The organism is Streptacidiphilus jeojiensis (assembly GCF_042510965.1).
Lineage (GTDB): Bacteria > Actinomycetota > Actinomycetes > Streptomycetales > Streptomycetaceae > Streptacidiphilus > Streptacidiphilus jeojiensis.
Genome location: NZ_JBEUKS010000001.1, coordinates 734398 through 749538, shown reverse-complemented (window position 1 = coordinate 749538; position 15141 = coordinate 734398). Strand labels below are relative to the sequence as shown.

Sequence of the window (15141 nt, the reverse complement as noted above, 5' to 3'; positions counted from 1 at the left end):
GATGCGTGGGTGGGAGGCGACGGGTGCGCGGCTCAGCCGAGCCTGAGGCCGGCCAGCGGGGACTCGTCGCAGGCGCTGACCGGGGGGCGGTCCAGGTCGGGGCGCCTGGTCAGGGTGAGCGGGACCGGTCCGCTGCGCGCGGCCGGCGCGGTGCGGTGGGAGTGGTCGCCGGAGGGCTTGGGCAGCGCGCCGCGGCGGTCGAGCAGCGGCTCGGCGTGGCCCTGCACGCACTCCGGGTCCGGGCCGTCCAGCGGCAGTCCGGTGAAGAACTTGGCCGCCATGCAGCCGCCCTTGCAACTGTCGTAGAAGGTGCAGGAGGCGCAGGCGCCGCCCTGCTGGGGTTCGCGCAGCCGCCGGAACAGCTCCGACTGCCGCCAGACCCCGGTGAATCCGGCGGGCTCGCGCACGCTGCCGGCCAGGAACTCGTCGTGGATCGCGAACGGGCAGGCGTAGACGTCCCCGACCGGGTCGATCAGGCAGACCACCCGGCCGGCGCCGCACAGGTTCAGCCCCGGCAGGGGCGCGCCGAACGCGGACAGGTGGAAGAAGGAGTCCCCGGTCAGCACCTGGTCGCCGTTGGCCACCAGCCAGTCGTAGAGCACGCGTTGCTGCTCCGGCAGGGGGTGCAGGTCGTCCCAGACGTCCGCGCCGCGTCCGGAGGGGCGCAGCCGGGTCAGCCGCAGCTGGGCGCCGTAGCGGTCGGCGATCTCCTTGAACGCGTCCAGCTGGGCGATGTTGTGGCGGGTGCAGACCACCGACAGCTTGGCGTTGCGCAGCCCCGCGTCGGCGAGGTTGGCCAGCGCGCGCAGCGCCGTGTCGTACGAACCCGCCCCGCGCACCGCGTCGTTGACCTCGGGGGTGGCTCCGTCCAGGGAGATCTGGACGTCGACGTAGTCGTTGGCGGCGAGCCTGCGGGCCACCTCGGGGGTGATCCGGATGCCGTTGGTGGAGAACTTCACTCCGACGTGGTGGGCGGTGGCGTAGTCCAGCAGCTCGAAGAAGTCGGGGCGCACGGTGGGTTCGCCGCCGCCGATGTTGACGTAGAAGACCTGCATGGCCTCCAGCTCGTCGATGACCGCCTTGGCCTCGGCGGTGGACAGTTCGCGAGGGTCGCGCCGGCCGGAGCTGGACAGGCAGTGGGTGCAGGACAGGTTGCAGGCGTAGGTGAGCTCCCAGGTCAGGCAGATCGGCGAGTCCAGGCCCAGCTCGAACAGGTCGGTCAGACGGGGGGCAGGCTGCGCCGTCGCGGGGCTTGCCGTCACAGAGGTCGCCGTCATCGGGTCACGGTCCTTTCGACCAGCATCGAGGAGTGCGCCAGTGTGGCCAGTGCCTTGGCGTAGCGGGGGAGTTGAGTGTCGGTCACACCGGCGGCGGTGCAGGCGGCCCGGGCGTCGGGCGCGGATTCCAGGGCGCGGACCACATCGAGCAGCCGGCGGTCCTTGAGGAAGGACAGCTGTCGGGTGCCGAAGTGGTACAGCAGGGCGCCGAAGGGTTCGGGGCGTACCGACACCTGGGAGTGCAGCGTCCACGGGCGGTCGAGGTCCAGGCCCCGGTCGGCGTCCGGGGGCGCCGGCGGCTCGGGGCGGGAGGCGGGCATGAGTGGTCGCCCGGCCTAGTAGACGCCGCACATGCCGTCGATCGAGACTTCCTCGACCAGGTCGTCCGCCTCGATGAGTTCGTCGGTCGCGACGGGGGCGGTGTCGGCCTCGGTGCGGTGCAGGTCCTGCGACTGGGTGGTCACGCTCTGGTCCATGACTGGCTCCTACGGCTCGGGCCCGAGCCCGGGGGTGGGGGCGGGCCGGCTGGCGGAGCGCCCCTGGGCTTCAGGGCTTGTGCATGATGCACGTCAGAGTATTGGCATGGAGTGCCAAAAGCTAGGTCCCGGTGGGGCGGGATTTCCGCGACGGTCACTTCCCCGCCTTGTGCTGAGGTCAGGAAGGGTCTTTGATGCCCAGGACATGAACACTTACGACCAGCTCGAAGCAGGCCCGTGCGATGTCGTCGTGGTCGGCGCGGGGGCGGCCGGCGCCGTGCTCGCCGCGCGGCTGAGCGAGGACCCGGACCGCAGCGTCGTGCTGCTGGAGGCCGGACCGGTGCCCCGGGGCGCCGACGGTTTCGGCCCGGAACTGCTCGACGCGCGCCTGGTTCCCGGGGCCCAGACTGGGCACCGCGCGGTCAGGGCCTGGCCGACCCGGCTCACCCCCGACCGCCCCTGGGCGGTGCCGCGCGGCCAGGTGGCCGGCGGCTCGACCACCGTCAACGGGGGGTACTTCATCCGGGCGAGGCGCGCGGACTTCGACCGCTGGGCCGCCGTCGGCGGTCCCGCCTGGGGCTGGGAGCGCGTCCTGCCGTTCCTGAGGGCCCTGGAGAACGACCTGGACCTGGGATCCGGCGAGGCCCACGGCGACCACGGCCCGGTCCTGGTGCGGCGCAGCCGCCTGCTCCACCCGGCCGAGGCCGCGTTCCGGGACGCCGCCCTGGCCCTGGGCCATCGGGCCGACCCGGACAAGAACGACCAGTGCCCGCCCGGCTTCGGCCCGGTGCCCTCCAACGCGGTGGACGGGATCCGCCGCAACACCGCGCTCAGCTACCTCACCGCCGAGGTGCTCGACCGGCCCAACCTCCGGGTCCTGGGCGACTGCCCGGTCCGCCGGGTCCTGGTGGAGCACGGACGGGTTGCCGGTGTCCTGGTCGAGCACGCCGGGCGGACCGTGCGCCTGGCCGCCCGGTCCGTCGTGGTCAGCGCCGGTGCGCTGGCCTCGGCCCAGCTGCTGCTGCTCTCCGGCATCGGTCCGCGCGTCGAACTGGAGCGCCTGGGCATCCCGGTGGTGCGCGACGCCCCCGCGGTGGGGGCGGGTTTCAGCGACCATCCGCAGCTGGCCCTGGAGTGGGGCGTCCAGGACGCTTGGGGCGAACCGGCGGACTCCTGGCTGGGCGGCTGCCTGCACCTGGCGCTGGGCGACGGCCTCGGGGAGGTGGAGATCCTGCAGTCGCTGGTGCCGCTGGCCGGCCTCATGGAGGGCCGGACCACGGTCCCCGGCGCGCCGCTGCCGTTCCTGGTCTCCGCCCTGGCGCCCCGCCGCACCGGTCGGCTGCGCCTGGCCTCGGCCGATCCGCGGACGCCTCCGGTTATCGAGCACGGGTACCTGTCGACGCCGCAGGACCTCCAGCGGCTGCGCGCCGCGGCACGGGCTACGGCCGCACTGCTGGAGACCGCGCCCTTCACCGGGCACGGCCCCGGCCTGCTGGCCCCGGGGCCCGCGGTCCTGGACCAGGACGGGCTGCTCGACGGCTGGATCCGGGACCATATCGGCACCGCCCAGCACAGCTGCGGCACCGTGCCGATGGGACCCGAGGGCAGCCCGGACGCCGTGGTGGACCAGTTCGGCCGGGTGCACGGGGTGCCGGGGCTGACCGTGGCCGACACCTCGATCCTGCCCGACGCACCTCAGCGCGGGCCGGCGGCGACGGCCGTGCTGGTGGGCGAGGTCGTTGCCGACGCGCTGCGCCGCGACAGTCGCTGACCGATCGCTGCGTGCACAGCGCGTGCCTGGTCGGAGCGGGTCCACGCCCTATGATGACCAACCATGGCGAGACCACCGGGCCACGGGCCGGGCTACGAGATCAGGCGCGAGGAGATCATCGACACGGCGGCCGCGCTGTTCGCGAAGAAGGGCTACGCGGCCACCGGCATCGCGGAGATCTGCGACGCCGCCGACATGGCCCGGAGCGGGCTGTACTACTACATCGGTTCCAAGGAGAAGCTCCTCGTCGAGATCCAGAACCGGGTGATGCAGCCGATGCTCATGATGGGCCACCGGATCGCCGACATGGACGAGGACCCGGTGCTGCGGCTGCGGATGCTCTCGCAGATGCTGCTGGAGCACATCCTGATGTGGTTGGACCACATCTGGGTCTACGAGCACGACTACCGCAACCTGCGCGGGGTCAACCGCCGGCTGCTGCTGGACCAGCGCAGCGAGTTCGAAGGCATCGTGCAGGACCTGCTGACCGCCGCCATGGAGGAGGGCTCGATCCGCAAGACGGACCCGCGCCTGGCCACCCTGCAGTTCCTGAACCTGCACAACCACACCTACCAGTGGGTGGATCCCCGGGGTGAATGGGATGCGGCGCACCTGTCCCGGGAGTACTGCGCCACCCTCTTCACGGGTCTGTGCACCCCCGGCCACCGGGTCGAGGACCTGGAGGAACGGATGGCCGAGTTCCTGCAGCGGCGGGAGAACTTCACCACCGCTCCCCGCACCCGGCGGGCCCGCAAGCGCTGACGGCCCGCCGTTGACAGGGATGTCGGCGGCGATCACTATAAGAGTCGTTGCGTTGTAGGGATCAACCGTTCTCTTTAAAGCGAAGGACCCGGACGATGACAGAAGCAGCCACAGACCGTCACGTCGTCATCGTCGGGGCCTCGCTCGCCGGGACCCGGACCGCCCAGGGCCTGCGCGTCCAGGGGCACACCGGCCCGATCACCCTCGTCGGCGCCGAGGCCGAGCTCCCCTACGACCGTCCGCCGCTGTCCAAGAAGCTGCTGCAGGGCGAGTGGTCGGAGTCCTCGGTGGACGGGATCCGCCTGACCACCCGGGCGGAACTCGAGGAACTCGGGATCGAACTGCGGCTCGGGACCGCCGCTGCGGACCTGGACCCGCAGGCCCGGCTGGTGCGTCTGGCCGACGGAACGACCGTTCGCTACGACGTGTTGGTCATCGCCACCGGAGCCGCGGCCCGGCCCTCCCCGTGGCTCCCGGAGTCAGGCGTCCACCAGCTCAGGACCCTGGACGACGCGCGGGCGATCGCCGCACGGCTCGCGCTGGGCGAGCCCGTGGTCGTGGTCGGCGGCGGCTTCATCGGTACCGAGATAGCCGCCGCGGCCAGCGGGCGCGGCTGCGCGGTCACGGTCGTCGACCCGGTGCCGGAGCCGATGGCGCGGCTGGTCGGCCCCGAGATCGCCGGCAGCCTGGTCGAGCTGCACCGGCGCAACGGCGTGCAGACCCGCTTCGGCGTCGGCGTCGTGGGCATCGAGGGCAAGGCCGGGGACCTCACCGTGGAACTGGACAGCGGGGAGCGGCTGGCCGCGTCGACCGCGGTGGTGGGGATCGGATCCGTTCCCTCGACCGGCTGGCTGGCCGGCTCCGGCCTCAAGCTGGACAACGGCGTCGTCACCGACCGCTTCCTGCGGGCGATCGGCTTCGACGACGTCTATGCCGTCGGCGACGTGGCCCGCTGGCCGCATCCGGGACACGGCACCGATGTCCGGGCCGAGCACTGGACCAACGCCGGCGACCAGGCGCGGTACGTCGCCACCGCCGTCATCCAGGGCGCCGCGGCCGGGTACGAGCCGACCGACTACGTCTGGTCCGACCAGTACGACTGGAAGGTGAACGCGTTCGGCCGGCGCGACCCCGCCGGGCATTCGGTCGTCGTCGGTGACCTGCAGGCGGACGGCCGGGTCGCCGTCGTCCACGCCGACGCGAGCGGCGCCGCGTGCGGGGCCGTCACGGTGAACTGGATCCGGGCGCTGAACCAGGCCCGCCGGCTGCTGGCGGCCGGCGCGTCGGTCGAGGACGTGGTCGAGGCGATCCGCCAGCTGCCCTGAACGGCTTCCGGTCCGCCCCGGCCTGACCGTGCGTCAGTGCGCCAGCGCTGGAGCGGCTTCCTGCTGGTGTTCGTCGCCGGCCGAGGGCCTGCGGCCGTGCCGCATGGCGAGGGCGACGGCCAGGCCGAGGACGCAGGCGCCGGCCATGATCCAGTACAGGTCGATGAAGCCGCGGGTGGTGGAGATGGTCCGGTGGGTGGTCGGGTCGGTGCGCAGCACGTTGTGGGCCAGGATGATGGACATGATGATGGGCATCACCGAGCCCATGAAGGCCGACATGCAGGTCTGGATGCCGGTGGCGACGCCGGTGATCTCCTCCGGCACCGCGTCGATGATCAGGTTGGGCCCGGCCGCGAAGTAGAAGCCGAGGCAGACCCCGCCGAACAGGCCCGCCACGATGACCTGCCACAGGTGGCTGTGGAAGTAGGCGATGGACAGCGCCGCCACCAGACCGCAGAGCGCCGAACCGATCATCACCAGGCGCGGCGAGGTGCGCCGGCACAGGTAACCGCCCAGCGGTCCCGCCAGCGTGGTGCACAGGCCGGAGGGGATGGCCACATAACCGGCCTGAAGGGCCGTCAGCCCGAAGCCGTAGTCCATGCCGTGCACCCGGTCCGGGCTGACCAGCTGCGGGAACAGGTAGTTCCAGGTGGAGGCGGGGATGCCGACCAGCAGGGCGACCAGCAGGCTGTTGCGCACCGCGTGGCTGGTGAGCACCCGGATCTGGATCATCGGCTCGGCGACCCGGGTCTCGACCACGACGAAGCCGACCAGCACGGCCAGGCCGACGAGCAGCGGTATCAGGAAGGACGCGCTGGTCCAGCCGTTGTCGGAGCCCTCGGTCAGGCTGAACAGCAGGCTGCCGACGCCCAGCGTGATCATCAGCGAGCCGGGGACGTCGATGCGCCGGCTGATCCGCGGTCCGGAGCGCGGCACCACCAGCAGGATCAGAGGGGTGAAGACGCCGATGTAGATGAAGCAGAACCAGAAGATCGACTGGTAGCCGAAGGCGTCCAGCAGCGCACCGGCGACGATCGGCGACATGATGCCGGCCACGCCGACGCCGGTCACGTTCATGCCCACGACGATCGGCACCATCCGCTTGGGGAAGAAGCCGCGGAAGAACGCGTACACGGCGGCCGGCAGCGCGATGATGCCGCCCTGCAGCGCGCGGGCGACCAGGATCAGCGCGAAGGAGTGGGTGACGGCGCCGAGCAGGGACCCGGCCAGGTAGAGCAGGGCGATGACCAGGACCAGCCGTCGGAAGCCGAAGACGTCGGCGAGCTTGCCGACCAGGGGCTGCGCGGCCGCCGCGACCAGCAGGCTGATGCTGACGATCCACGGCAGTTCGGACGGGGTGAACGGCGGACTCATGTGCGGCAGGGCGTTGTAGAACAGGATCGCGCTGAAGGTGTTGGCCTCGCAGAACAGCAGGATGACGGTGAGCACCAGGGCGTAGTAGCCGGTGGAGCGTTCGGGGCCGCTCGATGTCGGGGATCCGTGGACCGAGGTGTCGGACATGGGTGGTCGCCTTCTTCGGAGTGGGGTGGCGCCATCATCCGGCGGTATGGGTTACTTAGCAACCTAGGTTGAAGAAGTTTTCTCAAATATCCATATCGGGAGGCTGTGGCATGGAACTGATGATCAGTGACGAACAACTGGCCCTGATCGGGACGGTGCGGGCCTGGCTGGCGGACCGCACCGATCTGGCCCGGGCCCGTGCCGACCGCGACGGCGCCGGGCTGGTCCGCCGTGAGGACGTCCGTGCCGCCGCCGGGCTGGGTCTGGTCGGGCTGCTGCGCGCGGGGGAGGGCGGTACCCATGCCGATCTCGCCCTGGTGGCCGAGGAGTTGGGCCGCGCCGGATCACCGCTGCCGATCGGCCGGGCCGCCGTGGTGTGCCGGCTGCTGGAGCTGGCCGGCATCGATGGCGACGCCGCGGACCGGATCGCCTCCGGCGAGCTGCTCGCCGTGCCCGCCGTCGCGGAGCCGGGCGAGGATCCGGTCCTGGCGGTGCTGTCCGACTCGGGCGCGGTGCTGACCGGCACCCTGGGCCAGGTCCTCGGCGGATCGGACGCCGACCTGCTGCTGGTGGCTACCGTCACCGACCGGGGGGAGCACGTCCTGGCCCTGCTCGACGCCGACGGCCCGGGCATCACCCGCACCCGCCGCACAGCGCTCGACCTGACCCGGGACCTCGCCCGTGTCGACCTCGACGGGGCGGTCGCGCAGCCGGAGCGCAGCGCGGTCGTCGACCCGGCCGTGCACCGGCTACTGGTGGACGCCCTGACGGTTCATCAGGCCGCTGACGCGGTCGGAGCGGCGGACCTGCTGCTGGAGCGGACCGTCCAGTACGTCAAGGAACGCCGGCAGTTCGGGGTGGCTGTGGGCAGTTTCCAGGCGGTCAAGCACCACGCCGCCAACATGGCCCTCGACGTCCGCTGCGCCCGGCTGACCGTGCGCGCCGCCGCCGGGGCGCTGGACGGCGGCGAAGCCGTCGAACGCGCCACGCGGGTGGCCAACGCCGGATCGCTGGCAAAGGAGGCCTGCGCCCGGGTCGCCGGCACCGCCCTGCAGTTGCACGGCGGCATGGGCTTCACCTGGGAGCACGACCTGCACCTGTACCTGCGCCGGATCAAGACCTCGGAACTGCTCGACGGCACGCCCCGGCAGCACCGCAGCGCGCTGGCCGCAGTGCTGCTGCCGGGCGGCCCGGCCCGGCGGGCGGCCTGACGGGCGGCGGCCTGACAGGGGCGCGGGTGCGCGGCCTGCCGCCACAGGCCGCGCCGGCACATCGGTCAGCCGTGTTCGACCGAGCGCATCAGCTCCACCGCCGAGGCGGCGTAGCGCTCCCGGCGGCGGCCGCCCACCATGAACCCGGGGGAGGAGAGGAAGGCCAGGTCGGGCAGGGCCTGCCGGGCGGCCAGCCGCTGCCTGGCCTCCTCGCGGGTGCCGCACAGGGCGACGGCGTCCAGCATCTCGTCGGTGACGGCGCGGGCCATGCCCTCGATGTCGCCGGCGCCGAAGGCGGTGCGGATCGCGCTCACCTCGTCCTGCCAGCCGTGCAGTTCGACCAGAGTGTCGTAGGTCCTGACGGTCAGGTAGAAGGCGATCTGCAGCCGGGCGTCGCGGCGTGCGCGTGCCGGGTCGTCCTCGTCGACCGCGGTGATCAGCCAGCCCCAGCGGCGCAGCGCCGCCGCGTCGCGGCCGCGCTCCTCGGCGCCGCGGACCAGTTCGGGGCCGATGGTCTCGGTCCACCAGCGGTCGGTGAACAGGCCGTGGCCGAGGACTCCGTCGGCGACGCGGCCGACGGTGCGCACCATCAGCTTGTTGAAGGCGCCGATCAGGATCGGGATCTCCAGGCGGCCGAGGACCGGGGCCCTGATGGCGGCGTTGATCGGGTAGTAGTCGCCCTGGTGGGTGACGGTGCTGCCGTTCTCGGCCTCCAGGTAGGCACGGACGGCGCCGACCAGGTCTGCCATCCGGGCGACCGGCTTGTCGGCGCCGGTGGCGAACCAGTCGGTGTTCATCCGGTAGGTGCCCGAGCCCAGCCCGAGGAAGATCCGGCCCGGTGCCTTGGCGTGCAGGTGGCGCAGCGCGGAGGCGTGCACGAAGGGGGAGCGGGCGAAGGCGTAGGCGATGCCCGGCCCCACCATCGCCCCGGTGGTGCCCGCGACCATCTCGCCGGTGGTCAGGTAGGAGTTGGTGTCGGCGAACTCGCCGGCGCAGAAGGCGGCGGCGCCGGCCTTCTCGGCCTGCGCGGCCACCTCGGGGCCGGGCCAGGGCAGTCCCCAGTGCATGGTTGGCTCCTCCTTCACTCGAATCGTTGTAGCTAACCTAGTTAACCATGTAGTCTCAGCTATGTAAGAGCACCTGGTGATGAGCTTGAGGAGGTCAGATGCCCGCCGTCACCGCCGCGGATGCGGATGCCGACCGCTCGGCGCCGCCCGCAGCCGAGTGGCTGGGCCGGCTGCGCGCATTCCTGGCCGACCGCGCCGGGCGGCCGCCCCGGGACCGGGCCGAACGGCTCGCCTGGGCCCGCGCCTTCCACGCCGACCTCACCGAGGCCGGCCTGGCGGCCCCCGGCTGGCCAGTCGAGGCCGGCGGCATGGCCCTGGAGCTGTCGGACCAGATCGCCTACCACCGCGAGATGGCCAGGGCCCGGGCGCCCAAGCACCCGTGCGCGCTGTCGTTCATCGTGGCGCCCACCCTGATCAAGCACGGCACCCAGGAGCAGAAGGACCGCTTCCTGCGCCCGCTGCTGCGCGCCGACGAGTTCTGGTGCCAGGGCTTCTCCGAGCCGGGGGCCGGCAGCGACCTCACCGCCCTGAGCACCCGGGCACGACGGGTCCCGGCACAGGACGGCGACGGCGACGACTTCCTGGTCACCGGCCAGAAGGTGTGGACCACCCAGGCCCACCTGGCCGACTGGATGTTCGCCCTGGTCCGCACCGGCGGCCCCGGCGCCGAGGGCATCAGCTACCTGCTCATCCCGATGGACACGCCCGGGATCACCGTCCGCCCGCTGCGCGACCTGACCGGCGCCGCCCACTTCGCGGAGGTCTTCCTGGACGAGGTCAGGGTGCCGGCCGGCAACCTGGTGGGCGAGCAGGACGGTGGCTGGTCCATCGCCCGCACCAGCCTCGGCCACGAGCGCGCCACCGCGTTCCTCGCCGACGAGTACCGCTACCGGCGCGTCGTCGACGAGCTGTTCGCCCTGGCCCGCAGCACCGGTGCGGGCCAGGACCCGGTGGTGCGCCAGTCGCTGGCCCGGATCGAGGCCTGGGTGCGGGTGCTGGCCTCCAACAGCCGCCGTGCCCTCGACACGGTACTGGCCGGACGGGACCCCGGGGCGAGCGCATCGGTCAACCGCCTGGTGCGGGCCGAGTTCGACCAGATCCTGCACAGCGCCGCGCTGCGGGTGCTGGGCCCCGACGCGGTGCTGGGGCTGCGCGAGCCCACCGCCCCGGAGGGCGCGCGCTGGACCTACGGCTACCTCAGATCGCTGGCCTCCACCATCGGCGCGGGCACCGCCGAGATCCAGCGCAACACCATCGCGGAGAAGGTCCTCGGCCTGCCCTCGCACCTCGGCGGCACCGTTGCCCGGGAGGGGAACTGATGACCGGTCATGATGTGTCCGACACCGCCGAGCTGGAGGGCGACCTGCGCGACGGCCTGCGGCGGCTCCTGGGCGACCACTGCTCGGCCGCGACCCTAGCCGCATGGTGCGACCAAGGGCGGCGCACTGCGCCGGAACTGTGGCGCGAGCTGGCCCTGATGGGCATCCCCGGCCTGCCGGTCGGCGAGGAGCACGGCGGCAGCGCAGGCTCCTGGGCGCTGGCCGCCGCGGCCCAGGAGGAGCTCGGCCGCAGGCTTGCCCCCGCACCCACCGTCTCCGGCTTCGCGGTCCAGGCCGCCCTGGCCGCCGCCGGGACCCACACCGACGCGCTGGCCGCACTGGGCGCCGGCACGGCCCGCGCCGCCGTCGCGGCCGGACGTACCGATGACGGCTGGATCCCCGCACCCGACCTGGTCGCCACCGAACACGCCGGCGGCTGGACCCTGGACGGCACCGTGCCCGTCGTCGCCGAGGCCGCCGATGCGACCCTGCTCCTGGCCGCCGCCGGCGACCGGCTCTTCCTCGTCGACGCCGCTGGCGTCCGCCTCGAACCCGTCGACGCCCTGGACCCGACCCGGCCGCTGTCCAGGGCCGTCCTCACGGCCGTCGAAGCCGACCCGGTCGGCGACCCGGGGCAGGCCCCGCGGCTACTGGCCGCCGCCCAGCGCGCCGCCCTGGTCGCGCTGGCCGCGGATGCGGTCGGCGTCGCCGCGGAGGCGGCCGACCTGGCGGTCGGCTACGCCCGGACCCGCCGTCAGTTCGGCCGGCTGATCGGCTCCTTCCAGGCGGTCTCGCACCGCTGCGCGGACATGGCGGTCGCGGTCGTGTCCGCCCGGGCCCTGGTCGCCGCCGCCGCCGAGGCCCTGGACGGACCGCCGGACGCGGACACCGACATCGCCGTCGCCCTGGCCGCCTCCGACGCACTGGACACCGCCGTCGCAGTCGCCGCCGGCTGCATCCAGGTCCACGGCGGCATCGGCTTCACCTGGGAACTGCCGGCCCACCGCTACCTGCGCCGGGCCAAGGCCGCGCAGAGCCTGATCGCCCAGCCGGACCGGCTGCGCGAGCGGGCGGCCCGCGCCCTGCTCGATACGGCCCCTCCCACTTCCGTGGCAGCCGGATCCCGGCCATGATCCGTCATGTCCCGCACACCAGCAAGGAGTAGCCGAGTGGAACTCGGAGCCGGAACACCGCTCGAACACTTCCGCGCCGACGTGCGTGCCTTCGTCGCCGCCCACGCCCCCGGGCACCAGGTCCGCTCCGGGGTGCGCAGCCCCGAGGACGCCGAGGAGTACAAGGACCTGCAGCGCTGGACCGCCGACCTCTACGCGGCCGGCTACCTCGGCGCCGACTGGCCCGCGGAATGGGGTGGCAGCCCCGACCACGACCCCCTGCGCGGCGTCGTCGTCGCCGAGGAGATCGCCCGGGCCCGCGCACCCATGCCCCCCAGCGGCAGCAGCCTGGCCGCCAACGCCCTCATCGGCTTCGGCACCGAGGAACAGAAGGCCCGTCATCTGCCGCCCATCCGCTCCGGCGCGCACCTGTGGTGCCAGCTGTTCAGCGAACCCGACGCCGGCAGCGACCTCGCCTCGCTGCGCACCCGGGCCGTGCACGACGGTGACGGCGGCGGATGGACCGTCAACGGCCAGAAGCTGTGGACCACCAACGGCCAGTGGGCCCGCTACGGCTACCTGCTGGCGCGCACCGACCCCGACGCCCCCAAGCACAAGGGCATCAGCGCCTTCGTCCTGGACATGGCCCTGCCCGGCGTCACCGTCCGCCCGCTGCGCGAGCTCACCGGCACCAGCGACTTCAACGAGGTCTTCCTCGACGACGTCCGGCTGCCCGCCGACGCCCTGATCGGCGCCCCCGGCCAGGGCTGGACCATCGCCAACGCCTCGCTGGCCCAGGAACGCAACGGCGTCGGCGCCTCCGTGGTCCGGCTCCAGCTCGCGGTCCGGGACCTGATCCGCGACGCGTCAGCGGTCCGCATCGACGGCCGCGCCGCCCTGGAGCACGACGACGTCCGCCAGCAGATCGCCCGGCTCTCCGCCGAGGTCGACGCCTGCGCACTGCTGGCCCGCGACTCCACCCTCGGCCACCTCGCCGGCCGCGGCACCCCCACCGACGCCCCGATGGCCAAGCTCTTCTTCAGCGAGCTGAACCTGCGCATCGCCGAGTACGCACTGACCCTGCTGGGCCCGGCCGGCGTCCTCGCCGAGGGCGATCCGGACGCCGTCGCCCACGGCCGCTGGCAGGACGCCTACCTCTACGCCCGCGCCTACACCATCGCCGGCGGCAGCTCCGAGATCATGCGCAACATCATCGCCGAACGAGGCCTCGGCCTGCCCCGCTGAGCCCGCCCGCACGCCGCTGACCCCGCCCACACCACCGCCCCGGCCGACACGGGAGACCACCACCATGCAGCTGAGCACCACACTGCGCTACGCCGGGGACGTGCACAGCACCGTCGACCAGGCCGTCGCCCTGGAACGCGCCGGACTGGACACCGCCTGGGTCGCCGAGGCGTACGGATATGACGCCGTGTCGATCCTCGGCTACCTCGCCGCCAGGACCACCACCCTGGGCATCGGCGCCGGGATCCTCAACGTCTACTCCCGGACCCCCGCCACCATCGCGCAGACCATCGCCGGCCTGGACGCCGTCTCCGGCGGCCGGGCCCTGCTGGGCCTGGGCGCGTCGGGCCCCCAGGTCATCGAGGGCTGGCACGGCCTGCCCTACGCCAGACCGCTGGCCCGCACCCGCGACGTGGTCGAGTTCACCCGCCGGGCGCTGCGCCGCGAGGTCGTCTCCTACCAGGGCGCCACCGTGCAGGTCCCGCTGGACCCGGCGCTGGGCACCGGCCTGGGCAAGCCGCTGAAGCTGCTCACCCGACCGGTACGCCCCCGCGTACCGGTCTACCTGGCCGCCTTGGGCGACAAGAACGTCGAACTGGCCGCGGAGATCGCCGAGGGCTGGATACCGCTGTTCTTCCTGCCCGAACGCGCCGCCGAGACCTGGGACGGGGCGCTGGCGGCCGGCCGGGCCAAGCGTCCGGCCGAGCTCGGCGAACTCCAGATCGTGGCCGGCGGCGTGCTGGCCGTCGGCGAGGACCGCGCTGCCCTGCGCGACCTGGCCCGGCCCACCCTGGCCCTCTACATCGGCGGCATGGGGGCCCGCGGCAGGAACTTCTACAACGACCTGGTGCGCCGCTACGGCTACGAGAAGGAGGCCGAACTCATCCAGGACCTCTATCTCGCCGGCCGGAAGACCGAGGCCGAGGCGGCTGTGCCGGACGAGCTGATCGACCTGACCAACCTGGTCGGCCCGGAAGGCTTCGTGCGCGAGCGGCTGGCCGCCTACCGCGAGGCCGGTGTCACCATGCTCAACGTCGACCCGGCCGGCCCCGACGCCGCGGCGACGGTCGAGAAGGTCAGGAACTGGCTGTAGCCGGGCCGGTGCGGGACGGCTGCGATTTCCGCGTGCACCTGGCGTCGAAGAGACCCGCGCCACCAGTAGAATGAGTTCTATGAGTTCCACGAGTGCGGGGATGCAGGTCGGCCAGCCCGTCCGCGCGCCCAAGACCGGTGAGTTGATCGCGACCGAGCTGCGCCGTCAGATGGTGCACGGCATCCTCAAGCCGGGTGACTCGCTGCCCTCGGAGCTCCAGCTGATGGAGCAGTTCGGCGTGTCCCGGCCCACGCTGCGCGAGGCGTTCCGCATCCTGGAGGCGGAGACCCTGATCAGCGTGCGGCGCGGCGCCCGCGGCGGTGCCCAGGTCACCGCGCCCGACCCGGCCGTGGCCGCGCGCTACGTCGGCCTGCTGCTGCAGATCCAGGGCACCACCCTGGACGACGTCTACGAGGCCCGGATGATCGCCGAGCCCGCCTGCGCCCGGCTGCTGGCCAAGCGGCGCACCAAAAAGGACCTCCAGGACCTCAACGAGGTCATCGAGAAGCTGGAGGCGGCGGTCGCCGTCCGCGACGACTCGCTGCCCGACCCGGCCCAGTGGTCGGGGCTGACCTACCAGTTCCACGAGCTGGTCATGCAGCGCTCCGGCAACCGGACGCTGGCCGTGCAGGGAGCCGTGCTCCAGGACATCGTGGCCACGCACCTGATGATGCGGGTCTCCCGGCACTTCGACTCCACCGAGTCCCCGGAGCGCTTCAAGCGGGCCATCAAGGCGTACCGGAAGCTGGTCGCGCTGGTGGAGGCCAAGGACGCGGACGGGGCGGAGCGCCACTGGCGCAACCACATGGAGGCGGCGGCGAAGTACCTGCTGCGCGGCGAGCTCCACAACAAGCCCGTGGTCGACCTCTTCGACTAGGCTGCCCGCCGCCTGCGGCGGCCGCACTGTTCCTCTCGGGCCGGCATCGTGGTATTAAATAGTGAACTGATTTACCTCATGAATG

14 protein-coding genes are annotated in these 15141 nt (G+C 72.8%); 9 read left to right on the top strand and 5 right to left on the bottom strand.

The window, feature by feature from the left end; genetic code table 11:
- Nucleotides 1-32 precede the first annotated feature (32 nt).
- From mftC to mftA, 3 genes are read right to left on the bottom strand one after another with little or no spacing between them, the layout of a single operon-like run.
- On the bottom strand, nt 33-1277 hold the full coding sequence (gene mftC, locus ABUW04_RS03405) for a mycofactocin radical SAM maturase (RefSeq protein ID WP_380562532.1): 1245 nt from the start codon (nt 1275-1277) through the stop codon (nt 33-35).
- Nucleotides 1274-1597 (bottom strand): mycofactocin biosynthesis chaperone MftB, encoded by a 324-nt coding sequence (gene mftB, locus ABUW04_RS03400; protein ID WP_380562530.1) that lies wholly within the window; start codon nt 1595-1597, stop codon nt 1274-1276. Before mftB ends, mftC begins: the two co-directional genes overlap by 4 nt.
- A gap of 15 nt (nt 1598-1612) precedes the next feature.
- Entirely contained in the window at nt 1613-1753 is a 141-nt protein-coding gene (mftA, locus tag ABUW04_RS03395; protein ID WP_063757583.1) for a mycofactocin precursor MftA, read from the bottom strand.
- Between the two features lie 205 nt (nt 1754-1958).
- Here mftA and mftG point away from each other — a divergent pair, with 205 nt between their 5' ends.
- From mftG to ABUW04_RS03380, 3 genes are all read left to right on the top strand, one after another.
- Nucleotides 1959-3524 (top strand): mycofactocin dehydrogenase MftG, encoded by a 1566-nt coding sequence (gene mftG / locus ABUW04_RS03390; protein ID WP_380562528.1) that lies wholly within the window; start codon nt 1959-1961, stop codon nt 3522-3524.
- 63 nt (nt 3525-3587) lie between these two features.
- Complete coding sequence (locus tag ABUW04_RS03385; protein WP_380562526.1) at nt 3588-4286, top strand: TetR/AcrR family transcriptional regulator; 699 nt, start codon at nt 3588-3590, stop codon at nt 4284-4286.
- 95 nt (nt 4287-4381) lie between these two features.
- Complete coding sequence (locus tag ABUW04_RS03380; protein ID WP_380562524.1) at nt 4382-5611, top strand: NAD(P)/FAD-dependent oxidoreductase; 1230 nt, start codon at nt 4382-4384, stop codon at nt 5609-5611.
- Between the two features lie 33 nt (nt 5612-5644).
- Here the strand turns inward: ABUW04_RS03380 and ABUW04_RS03375 are convergent, their stop codons facing one another.
- On the bottom strand, nt 5645-7132 hold the full coding sequence (locus tag ABUW04_RS03375; protein WP_380562522.1) for an MFS transporter: 1488 nt from the start codon (nt 7130-7132) through the stop codon (nt 5645-5647).
- Nucleotides 7133-7242: 110 nt separating this feature from the next.
- Here ABUW04_RS03375 and ABUW04_RS03370 point away from each other — a divergent pair, with 110 nt between their 5' ends.
- The gene (locus ABUW04_RS03370) at nt 7243-8343 is read left to right on the top strand and encodes an acyl-CoA dehydrogenase family protein (protein WP_380562520.1); all 1101 of its coding nucleotides are present in this window, start codon (nt 7243-7245) and stop codon (nt 8341-8343) included.
- Between the two features lie 65 nt (nt 8344-8408).
- Here ABUW04_RS03370 and ABUW04_RS03365 read toward each other — a convergent pair whose 3' ends face one another.
- Nucleotides 8409-9410, bottom strand: a complete 1002-nt coding sequence (locus ABUW04_RS03365; protein ID WP_380562518.1) for an LLM class flavin-dependent oxidoreductase — start codon at nt 9408-9410, stop codon at nt 8409-8411.
- A gap of 98 nt (nt 9411-9508) precedes the next feature.
- Between ABUW04_RS03365 and ABUW04_RS03360 the strand changes: the two genes are divergently transcribed.
- The 5 genes from ABUW04_RS03360 (at nt 9509) to ABUW04_RS03340 (ending at nt 15056) form a co-directional block, all read left to right on the top strand.
- Nucleotides 9509-10729 (top strand): acyl-CoA dehydrogenase family protein, encoded by a 1221-nt coding sequence (locus ABUW04_RS03360; protein WP_380562516.1) that lies wholly within the window; start codon nt 9509-9511, stop codon nt 10727-10729.
- Nucleotides 10729-11862, top strand: coding sequence for an acyl-CoA dehydrogenase family protein (locus tag ABUW04_RS03355; protein WP_380562514.1), 1134 nt, complete (start codon nt 10729-10731; stop codon nt 11860-11862). Before ABUW04_RS03360 ends, ABUW04_RS03355 begins: the two co-directional genes overlap by 1 nt.
- Nucleotides 11863-11898: 36 nt before the next feature.
- A complete protein-coding gene (locus ABUW04_RS03350) occupies nt 11899-13086 on the top strand; it encodes an acyl-CoA dehydrogenase family protein (protein WP_380562512.1) in 1188 nt (395 codons plus the stop codon).
- Between the two features lie 64 nt (nt 13087-13150).
- Nucleotides 13151-14179 (top strand): LLM class F420-dependent oxidoreductase, encoded by a 1029-nt coding sequence (locus tag ABUW04_RS03345; protein ID WP_380562510.1) that lies wholly within the window; start codon nt 13151-13153, stop codon nt 14177-14179.
- A gap of 79 nt (nt 14180-14258) precedes the next feature.
- Nucleotides 14259-15056: a FadR/GntR family transcriptional regulator gene (locus tag ABUW04_RS03340; protein ID WP_380562508.1), complete on the top strand. Its 798-nt coding sequence runs from the start codon at nt 14259-14261 to the stop codon at nt 15054-15056.
- The last annotated feature ends 85 nt before the right edge of the window (nt 15057-15141 follow it).